At 70.0% G+C, this 21,539-nt stretch carries 18 protein-coding genes and 1 pseudogene; 16 read left to right on the top strand and 3 right to left on the bottom strand.

Annotation, left to right across the window (positions count from 1 at the left end; translation table 11 throughout):
- The first annotated feature begins 89 nt into the window (after positions 1 to 89).
- The 3 genes from TU34_RS12930 to holA are packed head-to-tail and all read left to right on the top strand — an operon-like array spanning position 90 to position 3,758.
- Positions 90 to 1,184: a ComEA family DNA-binding protein gene (locus tag TU34_RS12930; RefSeq protein WP_082080227.1), complete on the top strand. Its 1,095-nt coding sequence runs from the start codon at positions 90 to 92 to the stop codon at positions 1,182 to 1,184.
- Positions 1,181 to 2,923, top strand: coding sequence for a ComEC/Rec2 family competence protein (locus TU34_RS24330; protein ID WP_082080225.1), 1,743 nt, complete (start codon positions 1,181 to 1,183; stop codon positions 2,921 to 2,923). The genes TU34_RS12930 and TU34_RS24330 overlap by 4 nt, the downstream gene beginning before the upstream one ends.
- On the top strand, positions 2,808 to 3,758 hold the full coding sequence (holA, locus tag TU34_RS12920; RefSeq protein ID WP_238981297.1) for a DNA polymerase III subunit delta: 951 nt from the start codon (positions 2,808 to 2,810) through the stop codon (positions 3,756 to 3,758). The genes TU34_RS24330 and holA overlap by 116 nt, the downstream gene beginning before the upstream one ends.
- Before the next feature lie 104 nt (positions 3,759 to 3,862).
- Here the strand turns inward: holA and rpsT are convergent, their stop codons facing one another.
- Positions 3,863 to 4,123 (bottom strand): 30S ribosomal protein S20, encoded by a 261-nt coding sequence (rpsT, locus tag TU34_RS12915; protein WP_045823202.1) that lies wholly within the window; start codon positions 4,121 to 4,123, stop codon positions 3,863 to 3,865.
- A gap of 322 nt (positions 4,124 to 4,445) precedes the next feature.
- Between rpsT and TU34_RS12910 the strand changes: the two genes are divergently transcribed.
- The 4 genes from TU34_RS12910 to TU34_RS12895 all read left to right on the top strand — a co-directional run bounded on the left by TU34_RS12910 (position 4,446) and on the right by TU34_RS12895 (position 9,333).
- Positions 4,446 to 5,567, top strand: a complete 1,122-nt coding sequence (locus TU34_RS12910; RefSeq protein ID WP_045823357.1) for a hypothetical protein — start codon at positions 4,446 to 4,448, stop codon at positions 5,565 to 5,567.
- 93 nt (positions 5,568 to 5,660) lie between these two features.
- Positions 5,661 to 7,505: a circularly permuted type 2 ATP-grasp protein gene (locus TU34_RS12905; protein ID WP_045823201.1), complete on the top strand. Its 1,845-nt coding sequence runs from the start codon at positions 5,661 to 5,663 to the stop codon at positions 7,503 to 7,505.
- Complete coding sequence (locus TU34_RS12900; RefSeq protein WP_045823200.1) at positions 7,502 to 8,488, top strand: alpha-E domain-containing protein; 987 nt, start codon at positions 7,502 to 7,504, stop codon at positions 8,486 to 8,488. The genes TU34_RS12905 and TU34_RS12900 overlap by 4 nt, the downstream gene beginning before the upstream one ends.
- Positions 8,485 to 9,333: a transglutaminase family protein gene (locus TU34_RS12895; protein ID WP_045823199.1), complete on the top strand. Its 849-nt coding sequence runs from the start codon at positions 8,485 to 8,487 to the stop codon at positions 9,331 to 9,333. Before TU34_RS12900 ends, TU34_RS12895 begins: the two co-directional genes overlap by 4 nt.
- 84 nt (positions 9,334 to 9,417) lie before the next feature.
- Here TU34_RS12895 and TU34_RS12890 read toward each other — a convergent pair whose 3' ends face one another.
- The gene (locus TU34_RS12890; protein WP_045823198.1) at positions 9,418 to 9,984 is read right to left on the bottom strand and encodes a TetR/AcrR family transcriptional regulator; all 567 of its coding nucleotides are present in this window, start codon (positions 9,982 to 9,984) and stop codon (positions 9,418 to 9,420) included.
- Between the two features lie 34 nt (positions 9,985 to 10,018).
- Positions 10,019 to 10,870, bottom strand: a complete 852-nt coding sequence (locus tag TU34_RS22360; protein WP_150116513.1) for an esterase/lipase family protein — start codon at positions 10,868 to 10,870, stop codon at positions 10,019 to 10,021.
- 60 nt (positions 10,871 to 10,930) lie between these two features.
- Between TU34_RS22360 and TU34_RS24630 the strand changes: the two are divergent.
- From TU34_RS24630 to TU34_RS12840, 9 genes and pseudogenes are all read left to right on the top strand, one after another.
- A pseudogene (locus tag TU34_RS24630) lies at positions 10,931 to 12,879 on the top strand (multicopper oxidase family protein).
- Positions 12,879 to 13,670 carry an MlaE family ABC transporter permease gene (locus TU34_RS12875; RefSeq protein WP_045823197.1) on the top strand — a complete coding sequence of 264 codons (792 nt, stop codon included), beginning with the start codon at positions 12,879 to 12,881 and terminating at the stop codon, positions 13,668 to 13,670. Before TU34_RS24630 ends, TU34_RS12875 begins: the two are co-directional and overlap by 1 nt.
- A 26-nt stretch (positions 13,671 to 13,696) precedes the next feature.
- The gene (locus TU34_RS12870) at positions 13,697 to 14,515 is read left to right on the top strand and encodes an MlaE family ABC transporter permease (RefSeq protein ID WP_045823355.1); all 819 of its coding nucleotides are present in this window, start codon (positions 13,697 to 13,699) and stop codon (positions 14,513 to 14,515) included.
- A gap of 7 nt (positions 14,516 to 14,522) precedes the next feature.
- Complete coding sequence (locus TU34_RS12865; RefSeq protein WP_052688915.1) at positions 14,523 to 15,725, top strand: MCE family protein; 1,203 nt, start codon at positions 14,523 to 14,525, stop codon at positions 15,723 to 15,725.
- Complete coding sequence (locus TU34_RS12860; RefSeq protein ID WP_045823196.1) at positions 15,722 to 16,744, top strand: MCE family protein; 1,023 nt, start codon at positions 15,722 to 15,724, stop codon at positions 16,742 to 16,744. The genes TU34_RS12865 and TU34_RS12860 overlap by 4 nt, the downstream gene beginning before the upstream one ends.
- Positions 16,741 to 17,769, top strand: coding sequence for an MCE family protein (locus tag TU34_RS12855; protein ID WP_052688914.1), 1,029 nt, complete (start codon positions 16,741 to 16,743; stop codon positions 17,767 to 17,769). The genes TU34_RS12860 and TU34_RS12855 overlap by 4 nt, the downstream gene beginning before the upstream one ends.
- Entirely contained in the window at positions 17,766 to 18,995 is a 1,230-nt protein-coding gene (locus tag TU34_RS12850) for an MCE family protein (RefSeq protein ID WP_045823195.1), read from the top strand. Before TU34_RS12855 ends, TU34_RS12850 begins: the two co-directional genes overlap by 4 nt.
- Positions 18,992 to 20,158: an MCE family protein gene (locus tag TU34_RS12845; protein ID WP_238981278.1), complete on the top strand. Its 1,167-nt coding sequence runs from the start codon at positions 18,992 to 18,994 to the stop codon at positions 20,156 to 20,158. Before TU34_RS12850 ends, TU34_RS12845 begins: the two co-directional genes overlap by 4 nt.
- Positions 20,155 to 21,537 (top strand): MCE family protein, encoded by a 1,383-nt coding sequence (locus TU34_RS12840; protein ID WP_045823193.1) that lies wholly within the window; start codon positions 20,155 to 20,157, stop codon positions 21,535 to 21,537. The genes TU34_RS12845 and TU34_RS12840 overlap by 4 nt, the downstream gene beginning before the upstream one ends.
- Positions 21,538 to 21,539: the final 2 nt, after the last annotated feature.

Here is a 21,539-nt window from a genome sequence, read left to right as displayed (position 1 = left end):
GTCCACAGCTGCGTGGTCATCCACAGCTGCGGCGGTCGCGTCGGGTCATGAACGGCTCCGGGTCGACGCGGTGGTCCTAGCGTCGTGCCATGGCACTCAGCTCCCGGTCTCCGCGTGGCGGCGATGGTCTCGCGCGCCTGCAGTCTCCCGCCGCGCCGTGGGCGAGGTTGGGTGACGACGTGGTGTCGGGCCCCGATCTCGACCTCGACGACCCCGATCGCGTCACCGACTGGCCGCTCGGACCCGACGACCTGACGCGGCAGCCCGATGGCGAGTTCGACACGCCCGATCGCGCGCCGTCACCCCGCTGGGATCAGCCGGCGACGCCGCGGTGGCTCGACCCGGCCGCGGACCCCGACGCCGACACATCGCTTGCCACACCACGATCCCGTCCTCGAGGTCGGCGTCGCCGGGGGCTGCTGATGGCACCGCCGGCGGCGGTCGCGCTCGTGGTGGTCGGCGTGCTCGCGTGCGTGGTCACCGTCTACACCGTCGTGTCGGGGTCGTCGGACGACGTCCCGACGGTCGTCGCGTTCCCGTCGAGTGCGGGTGCGGCGGCACCGTCCGATCGCGCCACCGCGGGAGTCACCGCTGCGAACCCCTCGCGCGCAACGGGACCCCCGTCGTCGGAGGCACCCGCCGGCGGGGGTGCGGCCATGGTGGTGAGTGTCGTCGGTCTCGTGCGGACACCGGGCCTGGTCCACCTGTCGACGACCGCGCGGATCGCCGACGCCATCGCCGCGGCCGGTGGTGGTCGCCCGGGAGCCGACCTCCTGAGCCTGAACATGGCGCAACCGGTACGCGACGGAGACCAGATCCTCGTCGGGTTCGCCGACCCGTCGGGCGGCACGCGGCTGCGCAGTGCGGTGGTGTCGGGCGGTGGTGCGTCGTCACCCGCGACGCCCGGTGATCGGCCGCCGACGGCCACGGCGGGAACGGCGCCGTCCGTGGGCGCGGCCGGGTCGGGCGCATCGGGGTCGGCGGGAACCGTGGACCTCAACACCGCCGACGAGGCGGCCCTGGACACCCTGCCCGGCGTCGGGCCGGTCACCGCGGCCGCGATCATCGAATGGCGTACGCGCAACGGGCGATTCACCTCCGTCGACCAGCTCGCCGAGGTCGACGGCATCGGGCCGGGGCGTCTGGCCAAGCTGCGCGACCGTGTCACCGTCGGCGCGGGGTGACGACCGACTCCGACCGCTCGTCGTCGCCGGAGGCCGCACCCTCGGTCACCGACCTCCGGTTGATCGCCCCGGCGGTTGGGTGCTGGGCCGTCACGGTGATCGGCGTCGTCGCCGCACCCGTCGTGACCGGGTCGGTCGCCGCAGTCTGTGGGATCGTCGCGGGGGTGGGCGCGATGGCGGTCCGCCGCGGCGGTCTGCGACCGGCGGTGGCGGAGGTGGTGCTGGTCCTCGTCGCCACCGCGGGCATCACCGCCGGATTCGGGACGGCGATCGCGATCCGCGCGGCGTATGTCGCGGCGAGTCCCCTGGCCGCACCAGAACTCCTCGGCCACAAAGTGACCGCCGTGATGACCGTCGTCGACGATGCCCGCACCCTGCGTGGCCCGGGGCCACCCCGGGTGAGGATCGCGGTGCGGGCGGCGCCGGTGCGTTCGGGCGACGCCCCGGTCGCCGCGACGCTGACCGCACCGCAGGACGGATGGGCCGATCTGGTCCCGGGCCAGCGGGCGGTTGCCGTCGTCGCGGTCGACCGTCCGTTCCGGTCCGACCTCACCGCCGCTGCGTTGCGCACCACGACGCCACCGAAGGCCGTGGCCCCGCCTCCACGACATCAGATCTGGGCCACCGGGGTCCGCACGCGACTGGCGAGCCTCGCCCGACGGCAGCTGCCCGCCGCCGAATCGGGACTGCTGCCCGGTCTCGCGGTGGGGGACACCGAGGGCATGCCCGACGAGGTAGCCGACGAGTTCCGGACCGCGGGCCTGACTCACCTTCTCGCCGTGTCGGGTGCGAACTTCGCGATCATCGCCGGTGCGGTGTTGCTCGTGTTGCGAGTGTGCGGCACGCCGCGGATTCCGGCGGCGTTCCTCACGATGGCGGTGCTCGGATGCTTCGTCGTGGTGGTGCGTCCGTCGCCGAGTGTGGTGCGTGCGGCGTTGATGGGGCTCGTCGGCCTGATCGCGCTCGTCGCCGAGCGACGGACCGCCGCGGTGCCCGCCCTCGCCGTGGCGGTCCTGGGCGTTCTGATCATCTGGCCCGCGATGGCCGTCGATCCCGGCTTCGCGCTGTCGGTGGCGGCCACCGCGGGCCTGATCGCGCTCGCACCGCCGATACGAACCTGGTTGTGCGACCGCGGATGTCCCCGCGTGGTGGCCGAATCCCTCGCGGTCGCCGTGGCCGCGCAGATCGTCACCATCCCGCTGGTGGTGATGATCGCCGGCTCGATCGGGCCGGTCGGCGTGCTCGCCAACATCGCTGTCGCCCCGGCGGTTCCGCTCATCACCGTCCTGGGGTCCCTCGCCGCGGCGGTGGCCGGGGTGTCGACCGTCGCCGCGGCGGTACTGATCCGTCTGTGCGAGCCGTCGCTGTGGTGGATGGTCCGGGTCGCCGACGTCGCCGCGCACGTCCCCGGTGCGACGATCGCAGTGCCCGACGGTGTCGGGGGAGCCGCCCTGGCGGCCGTGGTCGTCCTGGTCGTCGTGCTGGCGGTGCGGTCCGTCGCCCGCGCGGTCTCGCGGTCGGCACGGGGGTCGCCGCCGGGAGAGCGTCGATGGTCTCCTGTCCGCTGTTCGTCTCGTGTCGCAGCGGTCTGGCAGCATGACCGGCGTGAGCGACCGACTGCACCTGCTGCTGGGCGACGACGACTTCCTGGTCGAACGCGCGACGGCCGCCGTCCGCGCCGAGGCGATCGCCGCGGCCGGGGGTGCCGACCTCCCGGTGACCCGCGTGCGCGCGGGTGACGTCAGCGAACACGAACTGGCCGAGCTGCTGAGCCCGTCGTTGTTCGCCGATGAGCGGATGGTGGTGGTCGAGGCGGCCGGCGACGCCGGCAAGGAACCCGCCGCGGCGGTCACCTCGGCGGCCGAAGAGCTCCCCGACGGCATCACCCTGGTGGTGGTGCACTCCGGTGGTGGCCGGGCGAAGTCGATGGTCGCGGCGCTGCGCAAGGCCGGAGCTCGCACCCATGACTGCGTGGGCTCGACCCGCGTCGGCGACCGCATCGACTTCGTGAAGAAGGAGTTCGCCTCCCACGGGGTGCGGGTCTCGGGCGACGTAGTCACTCAGGTCGTCGAGGCCGTTCGCGCCGATCTCCGTGAGCTCGCCGCCGCCTGCAGTCAGCTGGTGTCCGACACCGGCGGCAAGGTCGACGCCGCCGCCGTCGCCACTTATTACTCGGGTCGTCCGGAGGTCACGGGGTTCGAGATCGCGGACTGCGCGGTCACCGGCGATCGTGCCGGCGCCCTGGAGGCGTTGGCGTGGGCCGGCCATCACGGTGTCCCGCATGTGTTGCTCGCCGATGCACTGGCGGAGGCCGTGCACGGCATCGCCCGGGTGAAGAGCGTGGGCGGTCGCGACGCGAACTCCGCCGCAGCCGAGCTCGGCATGCCCCCGTGGCGGGTGCGGAAGGTGCAGTCGCAGGCCCAGGCCTGGGACGCGCCGTCGATCGCGAGGGCGATGTCGGTGGTGGCGACCCTCAACGGCGACGTGAAGGGTCAGGCCGCCAACGCCGACTATGCGTTGCAGCGCGCGGTCGTCGAGGTGGCCGAGCTCAAGCCGTCGGGAGCCCGCCGCTAGGTGTCACCCCGCCGTCCGGACACGAAAAACCCCGGACGGTCGGACTGCACCATCCGGGGTCGTACCCACCGACGACGCACCCGACGAGGGTGCGCCGCGGCGCGTCAGAGCTTGTTGAGCGAGAGCGCCATGGCCGACTTCTTGTTGGCGGCCTGGTTGGCGTGGATGACGCCCTTGCTGGCGGCCTTGTCGAGCTGGCGGCCGGTGGCGGCGAGCAGCTCGGTCGCCTTGTCCTTCTCGCCGGCGTCGACGGCCGCGCGGAAGTTCCGGAGCGCGGTACGCAGCGCCGACCGGACCGACTGGTTACGCCGACGGGCGACCTCGTTGGTCTTGTTGCGCTTCACCTGCGACTTGATGTTTGCCACGCGTCACTACCTCTTGATCTTCGATGCGGCGCCCCACGGGATGCGCATCAGTTACGGAAAACTCTGTGTCGTACTGCGAAGAATGTGGTGATCCCTCACCTGCTCTCGCCGACCTCTCCGGACCAGCCGGACACGTCGTGAGCACCAGCGATGGACTTTACCGCACGCTGCGTGACCACCCAAATCCGCGAGGCGTCCGCGCAGCCCCCGGGAGGGGCCCGGAGTGTCCGATACAGTCGAGGGCAATGTCCTTTTCCCGGGGTTCGACCGCTTTCGCCGTGTCGGGTGACCACGCCGTGCGGACCCTGTGGGTCGCGCCCCGATGAGCCGTCCCACCGTCGTCATCCATGTGGGTCTGCCCAAGACGGGCACGACCTATCTGCAGGACCGACTGTGGCGCAACCGCGACACCGCCCTGCGGGTCGGTGGTCTGCTCTACCCCGGGGTGGAGATGAGCGATCACTTCCACGCCGCGGTGCACCTGCAGCCGGAGCGCTACCTTGACTGGGTCGACCCGGCGCACGCCGACGCCTGGGGCCGCATGGTCGCCCAGATGCGGGCCTGGCCGGGGACGTCGCTGGTATCGCACGAGCTGTTCTCGACGGCCACGTCCGAGCAGGTGCGGAGGCTTCTCGCCGATCTCGACTTCGCCGACGTCCACGTCGTCGCGACCGTGCGTGATCTCGCCCGACAGCTGCCGTCGGTGTGGCAGGAGAACGTCAAGAACCAGCACACCAGCACTCTCGACGAGTTCATCGGATCGCTGCGCCACGACCCGATCGACGAGCAGGAACCGTTCTGGGAGTTCCAGGATTTCGTGCGCATCCTGCGCACATGGGGTGACGGACTGCCGGCCGAACGGGTCCATCTCGTCACGGTGCCGCGATCCGGGTCCGGCCCGACGCCGTCGCTGTGGGACCGGTTCACCTCGGTTCTCGGGGTGGACGGCGCGGACCTCGACGTCCCGGTGCCGCCGAGCAATGCCGCCCTCACCCCGGCGCAGGTGGAACTGCTGCGCCGACTCAACGCCCACCTGCAACCCGACACCGTCGCATGGGACCGGTACGAGTGGGCCGTCAAACGACACCTCATCGGCGACATCCTGTTCGACAGTGTCGACCGCCACGGCCGGACCCTCACCGCCGACCAGTCGCGATGGGCGGCGGAACGATCCGAGGCGATGATCGCGGCCGTCGACGATGCCGGATTCGACATCGTCGGTGACACCGGCGATCTCCGGGTCGTCCCCACCACCGACACCGGCGCGACGGGTGAACCGACACCGGAGGAGACCCTCGAGGTGGCGGCCGCAGCGCTGGCACGGATCCTCGCGACGATGCCGATGCCCGCGCAGCGGCGTCGGATGCGCTCCCGCGTGGGATCGGTGGTCCGCGGTGGTCGGCGACGGGCCGCGGCCCTCGCGCTGCGCCGCCGCGCCCGGTGACGGCGCCGCGAACAGCGTGTTCACCTGCGACGCGACCCTGCGCGCACGGCAACCTCCTGCCGAGTCGGCCCATGTGGGGCAACATGGTTGGTTATGAGCCCCGGAACCTCCTCCGAGAACACCGACACACGGTCCTCGGACGGACGACAGCGTCCCACCAAGGCATCGGCGTCCGGCGGCGCGAGGAAGGCGTCGCCCGCCAAGGCCGGCAAGATCGCCGCCCCCGACCGCAAGCCGAGCAGCGCCCCGGCGGCGCGTCGATCGGTCGGCCCGAAGAACGGTCGCATCGAGAAGTCGGGTGCGAAGACCGCAGGCGGTGCGACGGGCATCTTCTCGGGCTACGCCAAGGGCCCCTACGAGAACGCCTTCGACGAGATGTTCGACGCGAACAGCGAAGTGCGCACGCCCTACAAGGGGATCCACAAGGCGCTCGCGCCGTCGGACCGCGCCGACCTGAACAACCGTGTCGACGCCCTCGGGCGTGCGTTCGTCGATCAGGGCATCACGTTCTCGCTCTCGGGCCAGGAGCGGCCGTTCCCGTTGGACGTTGTGCCACGGGTCATCTCGGCCGCCGAGTGGGCGAAGCTGGAGCGGGGTATCACCCAGCGCGTGAAGGCGTTGGAGATGTTCCTCGACGACATCTACGGCGAGCAGGAGATCCTGCGCGACGGTGTCGTCCCCAAGCGCCTGGTCACCTCGTGTGAGCACTTCCACCGGCAGGCCGTCGGCATCAAGCCCCCCAACGGTGTCCGGATCCACGTCGCCGGGATCGACCTGATCCGCGACGAGCAGGGCGATTTCCGTGTGCTCGAGGACAATCTGCGGTCGCCGTCGGGCGTCTCCTATGTGATGGAGAACCGCCGCACCATGGCACGCGTGTTCCCCGACCTGTTCTCGAGTCATCGGGTGCGGGCCGTCGCGGACTACTCGAGCCAGTTGCTCAAGGCGCTGCGTGCCTCGGCGGCGTTCAACGAGGCCGATCCCAACGTGGTGGTGCTGACACCCGGTGTCGCGAACTCGGCCTATTTCGAACACTCGCTGCTCGCCCGGCAGATGGGTGTCGAACTCGTCGAGGGTCGCGACCTGTTCTGCCGCGACAACGTCGTCTACATGCGCACGACCCAGGGCGAGCAGCGCGTCGACGTCATCTACCGACGCATCGACGACGATTTCCTCGACCCCATGCAGTTCCGGCCCGACTCCATGCTGGGGGTGGCGGGACTGCTCAACGCCGCACGCGCGGGCAACGTGGTGATCTCGAGCGCGGTGGGCAACGGCGTCGGCGACGACAAGCTGGTCTACACCTACGTCCCGGAGATCATCGAGTACTACCTGGGCGAGAAGCCCAGCCTCGGCAACGTCGACACGCTGCGGTGCTGGCTCGACGACGAGCGCGAGGAGGTCCTCGACCGCATCGACGAACTCGTCGTGAAACCCGTTGAGGGTTCGGGTGGTTACGGCATCGTGTTCGGACCCGACGCCACCCGCGATGAACTCGACGTGCTGGCCCGCAAGGTGCGGGCCGATCCGCGCGGCTGGATCGCGCAGCCGGTGGTGCAGTTGTCGACCGTGCCGACCAAGATCGGTGACCGGCTGCAGCCGCGCCACGTGGACCTGCGGCCGTTCGCGGTCAACGACGGTGAGTCGGTGTGGGTCCTGCCCGGCGGGTTGACGCGTGTCGCGCTGCCGGAGGGGTCGCTGGTGGTGAACTCGAGCCAGGGTGGTGGATCGAAGGACACCTGGGTGCTCGCGTCGCGTGCGTCGGAGTCCGAACGTGAACTCGGCGGCGACGAACTGGTGAGCGGCAAGGACCTCCCGCCCGCACAGCAGACCGAGCAGGGTCCCGAGGCCACGGCCAATCCGATGGAACAGCAACAACAGCAACAGCAACAGGGCCGGTCGCAGACCCGTTTCCGTTCGCAGGGGGTCACCGAATGATGTTGGCGCGCAATGCCGAGTCGCTGTACTGGATCGGCCGATACGTGGAGCGTGCCGACGACACCGCGCGCATCCTCGACGTGGCCGTGCACCAGCTGCTCGAGGACGCCACGGTCAACCCCGACCGCACCTGTCGGCTGGTGCTGCAGGTGTTGGGCATGGAGGCTCCTGACGACGACGTCGAGCTCGACGTGTGGTCGCTGACCGAGCGGGTGGCCTACGACAAGAAGGGCCACGGCTCGATCGTCGACTGCATCGCCGCCGGACGCGAGAACGCCCGCGGCGCACGCGAGGTCACCTCCAGCGAGATGTGGGAGTGCCTCAACACCACCTACAACGGGCTGTCGGAGGCCGAGCGCTCGGCACGCAAACTCGGTCCGTACGAGTTCCTCTCGTACGTGAAGAACCGTGCGGCGATGTTCGCCGGGCTCGCGGACGCGACGCTCAGCCGCGACGACGGGTACCGCTACCTGCTCCTCGGTCGCTCCGTGGAGCGGGTCGACATGACCGTCCGGATGCTGCTGTCGCGAGCGGGGGACCGGTCGGGTTCGCCGGCGTGGGTCACGGTCCTGCGGTCCGCCGGGGCACACGACACGTATCTGCGCACCTATCGCGGCGCTCTCGACGCGAGTCGCGTGGTCGAGTTCATGTTGCTGGACCGGCTTTTCCCGCGGTCGGTGTTCCATGCGATCACGCTCGCCGAGCAGTCGTTGATGGAACTCGACAACCGGCCGAACAGTCGTGTGGGTGCGCGCGCGGAGGCCCAGCGCGTCCTCGGACGTGCCCGCAGCTCACTGGAGTTCATGCAGCCGGGCCTGTTGCTCGACGACCTCCAGGATCGACTGCTGGCCCTGCAGGAGGCGTGCCGCGACCTGAACGAGGCTGTCACGCTGCAGTATTTCCACGTCTCGCCCTATGTGGCGTGGGCCGACGTGCGCGCGAGCTCCGCCGAGGAGCACTTCATCGAGGAGAGTGAACTGTGAGCTGGCGTCTGCGGGTCGTCCATTCCACCGGATTCGCCTACAACGCGCCGGTGACGTCGTCGTACAACGAGGCGCGGTTGACCCCGCGCAGCGACAACCGACAGAACGTCATCGTCAACCGCGTCGAGACCGTCCCGGCCACCCGTTCCTACCGCTACACCGACTACTGGGGTACCGCGGTGACGGCGTTCGATCTCCATGCGCCGCACGAGGAGCTGGAGGTGTCGGGGTCGTCGGTGGTCGAGACCGAGGCCGGTCAGCGCCCGAACGAGTCCGAGCAGACCGACTGGGACGACCTCAAGTCGGAGTACGTGATCGACCGCTTCGACGAGGTGTTGGGCAAGACCGACTACGTCCCGCGCAACCGTCCGCTCGCCACGACGGCCCGCAAGCTCGCCAAGGGACTCGATCCCGAGGCGGCGGTGGTCGCGATCTGCAGCTGGGTGAACGCCGAGATGCAGTACGTACCCGGCACAACCGGCGTGCACACCAGCGCGGTCGACGCCTGGAGTGAGCGCAAGGGTGTGTGCCAGGACTACGCGCACCTGACGCTGCTGATGTTGCGCAGCCTGGGCATCCCCGCCCGCTACGTCTCGGGGTACCTGCACCCGAACCGTGACGCGGAGATCGACGACGTCGTGGAGGGGCAGAGCCACGCGTGGATCGAGGCATGGACCGGCGCGTGGTGGGGGTACGACCCGACCAACGACGTCCCGATCAACGAGCAGCACGTGTCGGTGGGAATCGGTCGCGACTACTCGGATGTGCCGCCGCTCAAGGGGATCTACACCGGTGGAGGTGCCACCGACCTCGATGTCGTGGTGGAGATCACCCGTCTGGCGTAGGGGCCGGGGTACGGGCGTGATCGCCACCGAAAGGGTTGTCACAGTGGAGATCACCCGTCTGACGTAGGGAGAGGGTGGCGCGGGTCAGGTGAAGATGACCTCGATCATCTTGTGGATGTCCTCGGGGGTGGGGGTGGGAAGACTTCCCCTGCTCTCGACGAAGCCGATGCCGGCGTAGACGAGGAGTCCCGCGCGGATACGGGCGTCCTCGGGGGTCAGTCCGAGTTCGGTGAGGGTCTGCTGCACGACCTCGAAGATCCGGTTGTCGAGTTGCGCGACCGCGTCGGCGACGACCGGGTGGGTGCGGGCCCATTCGCGTACGGCCGATTCCCGCGCCCAGGTCTGGTGGTCGACGAGGCGTCGCGTCATCTGTTCGATGCGTTCGGCGGGCGGTGCGGCGCCGAGTTCGGTGAGACCGCGCAGATAGGCGTCGGACTCGGCGGTCCAGGCCGCCGACATGGCCTCGAACAATCCGTTGATGTCGGCGAAATGCCAGTAGAAGCTGCCCTTGGTCACCCGCAACCGCTTACAGAGGGTGACGACCTTGACCGCCGCGACACCTTCTTCGGTCAGCAGGTCGAAAGCGGCCGCGATCCAGTCGTCGGCGCTGAGCCGCGGGCTCTTGCGCCCTGTCGACGGAGCGGTGGTCACGTCTCTCGCTTTCGGTCGCGGTCACGTCGGTGGTTCACCCGCGCGTGTTGTCGACGACGAGCGATCGCACCAGCGTATCGGCCGGGAGACGGAAATGATCGACGTTCGCCCGCGGGTCGATCGACTGCAGCACGACGACCCGCGACCCCGGTGCGGTGGAGGTGCGGGGGTCGCCGGCGAGACCGTCGGAGCGGGAGACGATGTCGACGTAGGACACGCCGGGGGTGGGGAACGCGGCGCGTCGCATCGCGACGAGGAAGTCCGATCCGGTGACGAGTTGTCGGCAGCTCGCACAGATCGGGTCGACGATGGGTCGTTCGAGTCGCAGGACGGTGTCGTAGGTTCCGAGGCGGCGACTGATCTGTTCGATGTCGGCCAGCCCGGCGACCCCGGTGCCGTTCCAGAGGGGTCCGAGGGTGATGAGCCGGGCCACGCGTCCGGTGGGGACGCCGTGGGTCAGCGCGTACTGCACGGCGAGCGCGCCACCGCCGTGCGCGACGACGGTCAGTGGTCGGTCGGGACTCGCCGACCGCAGGAGGCCCACCAGCTCGCGGCCCGAGTCCTCCAGTGACGTCAGGCCGTTCAACCGCAGCCCGCCGGCGCGTGCGAGATCTGTTGCGAGAGGCGTTCTCCCGTAGTCGAGGACGGTCGCGCACATACCGGCTCGGTCGAGATCACGGCGCAGGCCCGCCAGGGATGCGGTGTCGGAGGCGACCTCGCCGACGAGGACCACCGGGCGGTCGCACGACGACGGGCGGGCGGCCGCCGGACCGTACCCCGACGGGCTCGACACGACGACGACGACCGCGATCGGGAGCAACACCAGCCACCGGCGGGCACGTCGGCGGGATCGTCGAAGGTCACGGAAGAGTTCTCGATACGTCACGAACCAGACCATACCGAATGGTACTGTCAATCGAGTTCGGATCGACGAGATGAGGGTTCGGTGTCACAGGAGATCAGTCGGCGGAAGCTGTTTCGGACGACCGCGGCCATCGGTGGCCTCGCCGCCGTCGGAGGACTCGCGCCACGAGCAGCTGCCCGTCCCGACTATCCGCCGGCGTACCCGTTCCCGCTGCCCACGATCTTCCACTCACCGCCGCTGGCGAAGTTCGTCGACGAGATGGTCCCGCCGCCGGTGCGATCCGGGGTCGGCGACCTGTCGGTGACCGCTCGATCCGGGAGGGCGCGCATGCACCGTGACCTGCCGTCGGTGCCGTCGTTCGGCTACTCCGACATGCCCTATCTCGGCGCCACCATCGACGGCAGGGTCGGCGAGCCGACCACCTTCAGGTACCGCAACGAACTCCTGCGCCACCCGTTCGCCGCCGACATCGACACCACGCTGCACGGCGTCAGCGAGAGCTACCGGGACCGCCCGCCGAACAGCCTGCATCTGCACGGCGCGGTCACCGCACCCGACAGCGACGGCAACCCCGAACGGCTGCTGATGCCGCGGGTCGGAACCGCCGTGCACCACTATCCGAACCGGCAGGAGGCCGGACACCTCTGGTATCACGACCATTCGATGGGCATCACCCGCACGAACGTCTACGCCGGACTCGCGGGCAACTTCCTCCTGCGCGACGACCACGACACCGGCGACGCCTCGAACCGGCTCGGGCTCCCGTCCGGCGAGTACGAGCTCCCGCTGATCCTGCAGGAGAAGATCTTCACCGCCGACGGCCACATGAGCCTGCGCTCGACACCGGTGGTGCCACAGGGCCGTTGGGAGGGCGGGGCCGTCGGCGACGTCGGCATGATCAACGGGACCGTGTGGCCGAAGATCACCGTCGACCGCGGGCTGTACCGGTTCCGGATCCTCAACGCCGGGTCGTACAGCGTGTGGACCCTGCACCTCTCGGACGCCACGCCGATGTGGGTCATCGGCAACGAGGGCGGGGTGCTCGACGCGCCGGTCCGCGTGCGCTCGTTCCGCATCGCGCCGGGGGAGCGGTACGACGTCCTCGTCGACTTCTCCGGTCTCCGCCCCGGCGCCACCGTCGACCTCTGCAACCGCGAGGACCCGCCGTTCCAGGCGGCGATGCTCGGTGAGGTCCGGATGCCGGTCTTCGGACGGTTCGTGGCGTCGCCCCGCACGGGTTTCCGTGGGCGGGTGCCGAGCCGACTCCGTGGCCGTCCCGGGCTGCCGGATGTGTTGCCGCCCCTCGCCACCGCCACGTCGGTGCGCAACGTGACGGTCAGCCAGCCCTACGCGCTGCGACTGCCGCCGGCGATCATGTCGCTCAACAATCTCCGCTACTCGGACCCGCAGATGGAGATGCCGAGACAGGGGCCACCGAGATCTGGAACATCATCAACGTCACCCCGGATCCGCACCCCATCCACATACATCTCGTCACCTTCCGCATCCTCGGGCGGCGACCCCTGCGCACCGTGGAATACCAGGCCGCCCATCCACAACCGGCGATCGGTACCCGTTGGGCGCCGGCCCCCGACAGGTTCCACGCAGGGCCGAGTCAGGGCCCCGCACCGTGGGAGGCCGGCTGGAAGGACACCGTGCGCACCGACGGCGGGACGGTCACCCAGGTGGTGGTCCGCTTCCCGACCGCCGACGAACTCGGCTTCGACCCCGACGCCACCTTCGCCGCCGACCCCCCCGCGGGCACCCTCGACACCACGGGCGGGCGTTCGCCCGCGGCACCCGTGTCCGCGCCGCCGGCCCCCATGGCTCCCGGCACCACGCCGGCCGAGATGCCCTCCGCGCCGGCACCATCGGTGACCCCACCATCCGACCACTCGATGCATGACGGCATGCATCCCGCCTCCGGACCGCACATGCACCCGTCCACCTTGCAGGGCTACGTGTGGCACTGCCACATCCTCGACCACGAGGACCACGACATGATGCTGCGCTACCGCGTGAGGGCCTGATGGCCGCATCCTCGACGTCGGTCGTGGCGGCGACACGGGGCGCCTTCGGTGCGATCGGAGAGTTCTACGCCCTGTCGGCCGACACCGCGAGGGCGATCTTCCGGCGACCGGTGCAGGTCGACGAGTTCGGTGCGCAGGCGCTGTTCCTCGTGCGGGTGTCGCTGATCCCCACCATCCTCATGTCCATCCCGTTCACAGTCCTCGTGGTGTTCACCCTCAACTCGCTGCTGGGCGAGATCGGTGCGAAGGACCTCGCCGGTGCGGGAGCCGGGTTCGGCGCGATCACCCAGATCGGCCCGCTCGTCACCGTTCTCGTCGTCGCCGGTGCCGGGGCGACCGCGATGACCGCCGATCTCGGGTCACGGACCATTTGCGAGGAGATCGACGCGATGGAGGTGCTCGGCATCGATCCCGTCGCCCGCCTCGTGGTGCCTCGCGTGCTCGCCTCGACGGTGGTCGCGGTGCTGCTCAACGGAACCGTCTGCGCGATCGGCATCGTCGGCGGGTTCGTCTTCTCCGTCTACGTCCAACACGTGGGGGCCGGTGCTTATGCGTCGGGGGTCACGCTGCTGGTCGGGCTCCCCGAGCTGGTGCTGTCGGAGGTGAAGGCCGCTCTGTTCGGTCTGGTGGCGGCGCTCATCGCCTGCTACCGCGGACTCTCGGTGTCGGGTGGCCCCAAGGGCGTCGGCAACGCGGTCAACGAGACCGTGGTGTTCGCCTTCGCCGCCCTGTTCGTCCTCAATCTCGTCCTCACCGCGATCGGCGTCGCCCTCGGCGGGACGGTGCTGTGACGCTCGCACAGCGGCCGTCCGCACGCATGATGACCACACAGCTACGACGCGTGGGGGATTCGATCGACCGGTTCGGCGCGCTCGCGCGGTTCACCGTGGTGTCGGTCGCCTCGACCGGGCGCGCCGTCCGCCGCCACCGCGTCGAGACCCTGCGCATCATCTCCGAACTGAGCCTCGGGACAGGGGTTCTCGCGATGATCGGCGGCACCGTCGTCATCATCGGGTTCCTCACCCTCTTCGCCGGCGCGACGGTCGCCGTACAGGGGTTCAGCACACTCGGCGACGTCGGCGTCGACGCGCTCACCGGGTTCCTCGCCGCCTACGTCAACGTCCGTGTCGTCGTCCCGGTCACCGCGGGCGTGGGTCTCGCCGCGACCATCGGCGCCGGCACCACCGCCCAACTCGGTGCGATGCGGATCAGCGAAGAGATCGACGCCCTGGAGGTGATGGCCATCTCGTCGGTGCCCTACCTCGTGGGCACCCGCATCGTCGCCGGGATGGTGACGATCATCCCGCTCTACGCATTGGGCCTCATCACGTCGTTCCTCGCCAGCCGGGTGGTGACCGTCGTCGTGATGGGCCAGTCGCCCGGCGTCTACGACCACTACTTCGCGACGTTCCTCATCCCGACCGACGTGATGTGGTCGTTCCTGCAGGCACTGGTGATGGCCGCGATCGTCATGATCATCCACACCTACTACGGGTTCCACGCCACCGGCGGACCCGAGGGGGTCGGCATGGCCACCGGGCGTGCGGTGCGGCTGTCGCTGCTCGCGGTCGTCACGGTCACCCTCGTCATCGCGCTCGCCCTGTACGGCAGTGCACGTCAACTGCGTCTCGCCTGATGACGCCATGACCACCGCCACGACCTCGAGAACCAGGGTCTCCGACACCCTGATCACTAGGGCATGCGCCCTCGCCGCGGCATGTCTCCTCGTCGCCGTCGGCTACGTCACCGTCGCCTCGTTCCGCGGCGATCTCGCCGACACCGTCACCGTGTCGGTCCACACCCCTCGCGCGGGACTCGCCATGAGTCCCGGCTCGCTCGTCACGCGCCACGGGGTGGCCGTCGGTCGCGTCACCTCCGTCGCCGACACCGGTGACGGCGCCGTCGTGAGGATCGCGGTGGCCGCCGACGCCGCGCGCTCGGTCCCCGTCGACACCGGGGTCGACATCTCCTCACCGACGGTCTTCGGCGCGAAAGCCGTTGCGCTGACCGATCCTCCCGTCACCCGGGCCCGGGGACTGACCCGTGGCCAGACGATCGACGCCGATTCCGTGAGCGTCGAGGTCGACACCGTCTTCGAGTCGCTCACGCGGGTTCTCGGCGCCGTGGAGCCCGCCAAGCTGAACTCCGTGCTCGGCGCGCTGGCCGGGGCGTTGCGGGGCAACGGCGCACGGCTCGGTGCCGCGATCGACGACACCGACGCGGTGGTCCGGTCGGTGAACGCACGACTGCCCGCGCTGAACCGGGACCTGCGGTCGGGGGCGACGACCGCGGAGATCTACGCCGGCTCGGCCGACGACCTCATGGCGTCGCTGCGCAACCTCACGCCGACCGCCCGCACCCTCGACGAACGATCCGGCGATCTCGACGCGGTGCTGATGTCGGCGATCGGCCTCGGCGACAGCGGCAACCGCGTGCTCTCACCGAACTCGGGTGCGCTGGTCTCGGCCATCCAGTTGCTGCAACCCACCGCGGAACTCCTGGCGCGATACTCGCCGGAGTTCAGCTGCTTCCTCAAGGGCGCCGACCTCGCCTCGGAGAACGCCGAGAAGGTCAGTGGCGGAAACGGTTCGACCATGTTGCTCAACTCGACCATCGTCCTGGGTGCCGCGCCGTACACCTACCCCGGCAACCTGCCGAAGGTCTCGGCCGGGGGAGGACCACGCTGCGGGGCCCTGCCGCGGCTCGGTGCCGGCGACATCCCGGCGCCGTACGTCGTGGCCGACACCGGCGCGAACCCGTACGCCGACCGGCCGACGTCCCCGCGCCTGGTCAACGGTCCGATCCTGCAGCTGCTCCTGGGCAGTGACTGGGCGGGTCGGCGATGATGACGCGGTGGCGGTGGCTGCGGCTCGGTGTGTTCGTGACGGTCACGACCCTTGTCCTCGGCGGTCTGTTCGTGGTGTTCGGTGACGTACGGTTCACCAGCACCCGCGGAATCCACGCCGAGTTCTCCGACGTGTCCGGGCTGCGATCGGGCGACCGGGTCACCGTCGCCGGGGTCGAGGTCGGCTCGGTCTCGGGTGTTCGGATCACCGGGAAGAACCGTGTGCGTGTCGATCTCGGGGTCGACGACTCCTACCGACCGACTCGTGGGACCCGCGCCATGGTCCGCTACCTCAATCTCACCGGCGACCGGTATCTCGAGCTGCTCGACGGTCCGGGTGCTCCCACACCCCTGCCGGCGGGCGGCACGATCCCGCTGCGGCAGACGACGCCCGCCCTCGATCTCGACCTGCTCCTCGGCAGCTTCCGTCCGCTGTTGCGTGCGGTCGCCCCCGACCAGGTCAACCAACTGTCCTCGGAGGTGTTGGCGGTCCTGCAGGGCCAGGGCGGCACCGTCGCCTCACTGCTCGCGCGCACCGCGTCGCTCACCTCGTCCCTCGCCGACCGCGATCAGGTGATCGGTGGTCTCATCACCAACCTCAACGCGGTGTTGGGGACCCTCGACGATCACCGTGACGACTTCTCGCAGGCCTTGTCGTCGGCCTCGCAGCTCGCCGCCGGCCTCGCCGCGGACTCCGCGACCGTGGGGACGGCACTGACCCGCATCGACACGGCTGCGGGCTCACTCGCCGACCTCCTGGGAGACACCCGCGACCCCGTCCGGGACACCATCGGCGAACTACGGCGCACCGCAACCCAACTCGACGCCGGACGCGACACGGTGAACAGCGTGCTGGGACGACTGCCCGACACCTACACCGCACTCACCCGACTCGGCGCCTACGGGAACTTCTTCAACTACTACCTGTGCGGCATCCGACTGAAGCTCACCGGACCCGACGGCAACGACCTCACGACACCGCTCATCGGCCAGGACCACGGGAGGTGCGCGCCGCGATGATGAACCGATACGACCGCGTCGACACCGTACGCACCGGTGCGGTCGGACTGATCGTCACCGTCCTGGTCGCCGTCGCCGCAGGCAACGTCGCCACCCTGCCGTTCCTGTCGTCGGAACGCGAGTACACCGCACAGTTCGCCGATGCGGGCGGCCTGCAGGTGGGCGCCGAGGTGGAGGTCGCGGGTGTCGCCAGCGGACGGGTGCGGTCGATCGATCTCGACGGCGCCCACGTCGAGATCGCGTTCACCGTCTCCGGCAACCCGAGCCTGGGTGAGTCCACCCGCGCCTCCATCGCGACGGCGACCGTCCTGGGCACCCGCAACCTGCGGCTGACCAGCGAGGGTGGCGGCGCGTTGCGGGCGGGGAGCGAGATCCCGTTGGCGCGGACGACGTCGCCGTACGACCTGTCGACCATCCTCGGTGACCTCGCGCGCAGCACCGCCGCGACTGACACCGATCAGCTCGCCGACTCCTTCCGCGCCCTGGACCTCACGTTGTCGCAGACCCCGGACGACCTGCGTTCGGCGGTCGACGGTGTCGGACGCCTGTCGCAGACCGTCGCCGCCCGCGACGCCGATCTCCGGTCCCTGCTCGACCGGGCCCGGCGGGTGACCGGGGTCCTGGCCCTGCGGAGCGAGCAGATCAACACACTCGTCCTGGCCGCCGACGAGATACTCGGCGAGCTCGATCGCCGGCGCCAGACGGTGGAGACCCTGTTCGCGAACGTCTCCGCGCTCGCGCGCAGCCTCACCGATCTCGTGCGGGACAACCGAGCCCAGCTCACCCCGACCCTGACCCGGGTCAATTCCGTGCTGGGGGTGTTGCGGGACAACCGCGACAACATCGGCAAGGCGCTGGCCGACCTCGGCCCCTACGTCACCGAACTCGGTGAGGCGGTGGCGAGCGGGCCGTTCTTCAGCTCGTACATCACCAACCTGATCCCGGGCCAGATCATCGAGCCGTTCATCCGCGATGCGATGGCACGGCAGGGTCTCCCGACCCCCGGACGACAGGGCGGACGATGACAGCTCGTCGCACATGGGCGATTCTCGCCGCGATCGTCGCGCTCGCGGCGGTGGTGTCCTATGCCGTGGTCCCACGACTGACGACCTACTCGGTGCGAGTCGAACTCGCTTCGGCCACCGGGCTCTACGTCGGCGACGACGTCCGCGTGGTGGGTGTTCGGATCGGTGAGGTGTCGGAGGTGCACCCGCGGGTCGACCACGCCGAGGTGGTGCTGCGGCTCGACCGCGCACGACCCGTCCCCGCCGAGGCGACCGCCGTGGTGCTCAACCAGTCGCTGGTGTCCGGTCGGTTCGTCCAGTTCACCCCGGCATGGACGAGTGGGGCGCGGATGACCGACGGCGCGGTCGTCCCCATCGCACGCACCGCGGTCCCGGTCGAGTGGAACGAGGTGACCGCGCAACTCGAACGCGTGTCGAAAGCACTGGCACCCCGCAACGGCGAGACCAGGGGTGCCGTCGGTGCACTCGTCGACTCCGCCGCCGCCAACCTGCGCGGACAGGGCGGCGCGCTGAACTCGACCCTCGGATCCCTCTCCGCCGCGCTGCGCACGATCTCCGACGGCCGCACCGACCTGTTCGGTGTCGTCCGGAACCTCGCGGTGTTCGTCGAGGCACTGTCCGACAGCGACCAGCAGATCGTCTCCTTCAACCGACGGATGGCGTCGGTCACCGCGGTCCTCGACCGCAACCGTGACGACATCGGTTCGGCACTGGGCGATCTCGACGTGTCACTGGGTGAGGTGCGCTCCTTCGTGAAGGACAACCGGCCCGGCCTGTCCGACGCGCTGAAGAACCTGAACCTGGTGGCCGGCGAACTGGCCTCACACCGTGACGATCTCGCCCAGGTGCTGCACGTCACGCCCACCGCACTGGCGAACCTGAACAACATCTACCAACCCGCGCACAACTCGATCACCTCGGCGTTGGCGCTGAGCAACTTCGCCAACCCGGTGCAGTTCGTGTGTTCGGCGATCGCGGCCGCCCAACAGAGCAGCGCCGAACGCGGTGCCTCGCTGTGCGTCCGGTATCTCGGTCCACTGCTGTCGCTGCTCACCGCGGACTACCCGCCGATCGCGTTCAATCCCACCCGTGGCGTCGGCGCGCTACCCGACCAACTCGTCTACAGCGAACCGTCGCTGCGGCCCGGAACCCCCTCGGCGAGAAAGGGTGCCACGCCGTCCACACCCGACCTGCCGTCGATGCTGGTGCCACAGGGTGGTCGATGATGGCGGCCCGCGGACTCCGGCGTCGGTCGCCCGTCGTCGCCGCCCTCGCGCTGGTCCTGGCGTGCACCGCGTCGGCGTGTGGATGGCAGGGGATCAACTCGATCGCGCTACCGGGCACACACGGCCGCGGTGACGGCGCCTGGGAGGTACGGATCCAGATGCCCGACGTGGTGACGCTGCAACGGAACTCGCAGGTCCTCGTCGACGACGTCGAGGTCGGACGCGTCGCCGATCTCCAGGTGCAGGGTTCGCACGCGCTGGTGACGGTGTCGCTCGACGCGCACACCCGGGTGCCGGCCAATGCGACCGCGACCATCGGACAGACCACCCTGCTCGGGTCGGCGCACATCGAACTCGGCGTGCCGTCCGGGCAGGCGGCGCACGGGTCGTTGCGAGCCGGCGACACCATCGACCTCGCCCACGCGGGTGCGTACCCGACCACCGAACAGACCCTCGCGACGGTGTCGATGGTGCTCGGCGGGGGCGGGATCGACCAGATCCAGGACATCACCCGCGAGGTGAACGCCGCGCTCGGCGGGCGGGAATCGGCGGCGCGGTCGGTGATCGGTCGTCTCGACACCCTCCTCGGCGATCTCGACGGACAACGCGCCCAGATCACCCGGGCCATCGAGGGTCTCGACGACCTGACGACCCGGGTCGCCGCCCAGCGGGAGACGCTCGCCGACGCGATCGAGTCGCTGCGACCGGCGCTGTCGGTGCTGGCCACGCGACGCGTCGATCTGACCCGTGCCCTGGACTCGCTCGGTGCCCTCTCCCGCACGGCGACGTCGATCGTCACGGCGTCGGGTTCGGCGTTGCGTGCCGATCTCGCCGCGCTGCCACCGATTCTCGGTTCTCTCGCCGACTCGGGGAAGTCGTTGACCGAGTCGACGCGGTACCTGCTGACCTATCCGTTCCCCATCGACACCTACGCCAACGCCGTCCGCGGTGACTATGCCAACGGCGAGGTCACCCTCGATCTCCGACTCAAGACGCTCGACAACGCGCTGCTGCTCGGTACCCCGCTGCAGGGGATGCTCTCCGGGGTCGAGGGCATCGTCGGGCGTGCGGCGCCGGCCTCCTCGTCGCGCCCGGCGCCCGGTCTGACCGATCTGCTGACACCCCGACCGGCGGTCGGTCCGTCGCCGGGAGGCACACCGTGAACCTGACCCGGACGATCCGGTGGAAGCTCGTCGTCTTCGCGGTGATCTCGGTGATCGCCGTCGCGGTCGTCGGCGTTCTCTACGCGCAACTGCCGCAGCAGGCGGGGATCGGCCGCTACGCGGTGACCGTCGACATGACCTCGGCGGGCGGTCTCTATCCCAACGCCAACGTCACCTACCGCGGCAGCGTCGTCGGACGGGTCACCGCCGTGGAGGCCACCGACACCGGTGCCCGTGCTCGGCTGTCGATCTCGTCCGACGCCCACATCGCCGCCGACCTCGACGCGACGATCGCGCCGATGTCGGCGGTGGGGGAGATGTACGTGGCCCTCGATCCGCGCAGCGGGGCGGATCCGCACCGCGACCTGACCGACGGTGCGGTGATCGGCGCCGACCGGGTGCGCCTGCCGACACCGGTCTCCGACGCGGTGGCGCAGGTGCAGTCGCTGCTCGCGTCGGTCGATGCGACGAATCTCCGTGTCGTCATCGACGAGAGTTTCACGGCCCTGAACGGACAGGGGCCAGCTCTGCGGTCGTTGGTCGATTCCGTCAGCGACATCATGGCCGAGGCGGCGGACACGATCACCCCGACCGCCACGGTGATCGACCGGTTGGGTCCGGTTCTCGACAGTCAGGTCGACAGCGCCGACGCCATCGGTGCCTGGGCGGCATCGCTGGCCCGGGTGACCGGGTCGCTCGCCGGTTCGGACGCAGCACTGCGCGGTGTGCTGGCCAGGGCGCCGGGAGCGGCGTCGGAGGCCACCGCACTCTTCGACGACGTCGCCCCCACCGTGGGCATCCTCCTGGCCAACCTGACCACCGTCGAACAGGTTCTCGCCGTCTACAACCCGGCGTTGGAGCAGGTGCTCGTCCTCTATCCGCCGCTGATCGCCGCCACCCAGGGAACCGGGTTGGTCAACGCCGACGATCCCGGTCAGAACACGTTCTTCGCCGCGGCCGGACTCAACGACCCGCCGCCCTGCATCACCGGCTTCCTCGACCCGTCCCAGCGACGGTCGCCGGCGGACCTGTCACCGGCACCGGCCCCCAAGAACCTGTACTGCAAGGTCGACCCGAGCGATCCGCGGTCGCTACGCGGTGCCCGTAACCTCCCCTGCCTCGAGTACCCCGGATACCGGGCCGCGACGGTGACACTGTGTCGGCAACTCGCGGGCGGGCGTGCTCCACGACTGCCGACGGCCCCCGTCGTGGGGCCTGCGTCCGATCCGGTGTCGGCACCCCGGCCGGTTGTCGCCGCGCGCCAATACGATCCGCGCCGCGGCGAGTTCGTCGCCGACGACGCCCGCGTGACCCGGGTGACCGGTGTGAGCGCGCACGGGCCGATCCCGCTCCGCGATCTGTTGGTCCCGCCGGCCTGACG

Origin of the sequence: Williamsia herbipolensis (assembly GCF_000964005.1) — a bacterium.
GTDB classification, from domain to species: Bacteria; Actinomycetota; Actinomycetes; order Mycobacteriales; family Mycobacteriaceae; genus Williamsia_A; species Williamsia_A herbipolensis.
This window is presented reverse-complemented; position numbering and strand designations above follow the sequence as displayed.

What these genes read in the sequence shown, in the direction of transcription:
- TU34_RS12930 (WP_082080227.1), top strand. Translation starts at nt 90, where the DNA reads ATGGCACTCAGCTCCCGGTCTCCGCGTGGCGGCGATGGTCTCGCGCGC.
- TU34_RS12910 (WP_045823357.1), top strand. Translation starts at nt 4,446, where the DNA reads ATGAGCCGTCCCACCGTCGTCATCCATGTGGGTCTGCCCAAGACGGGC.
- TU34_RS12905 (WP_045823201.1), top strand. Translation starts at nt 5,661, where the DNA reads ATGAGCCCCGGAACCTCCTCCGAGAACACCGACACACGGTCCTCGGAC.
- TU34_RS12900 (WP_045823200.1), top strand. Translation starts at nt 7,502, where the DNA reads ATGATGTTGGCGCGCAATGCCGAGTCGCTGTACTGGATCGGCCGATAC.
- TU34_RS12875 (WP_045823197.1), top strand. Translation starts at nt 12,879, where the DNA reads ATGGCCGCATCCTCGACGTCGGTCGTGGCGGCGACACGGGGCGCCTTC.
- TU34_RS12870 (WP_045823355.1), top strand. Translation starts at nt 13,697, where the DNA reads ATGATGACCACACAGCTACGACGCGTGGGGGATTCGATCGACCGGTTC.
- TU34_RS12865 (WP_052688915.1), top strand. Translation starts at nt 14,523, where the DNA reads ATGACCACCGCCACGACCTCGAGAACCAGGGTCTCCGACACCCTGATC.
- TU34_RS12860 (WP_045823196.1), top strand. Translation starts at nt 15,722, where the DNA reads ATGATGACGCGGTGGCGGTGGCTGCGGCTCGGTGTGTTCGTGACGGTC.
- TU34_RS12855 (WP_052688914.1), top strand. Translation starts at nt 16,741, where the DNA reads ATGATGAACCGATACGACCGCGTCGACACCGTACGCACCGGTGCGGTC.
- TU34_RS12850 (WP_045823195.1), top strand. Translation starts at nt 17,766, where the DNA reads ATGACAGCTCGTCGCACATGGGCGATTCTCGCCGCGATCGTCGCGCTC.
- TU34_RS12845 (WP_238981278.1), top strand. Translation starts at nt 18,992, where the DNA reads ATGATGGCGGCCCGCGGACTCCGGCGTCGGTCGCCCGTCGTCGCCGCC.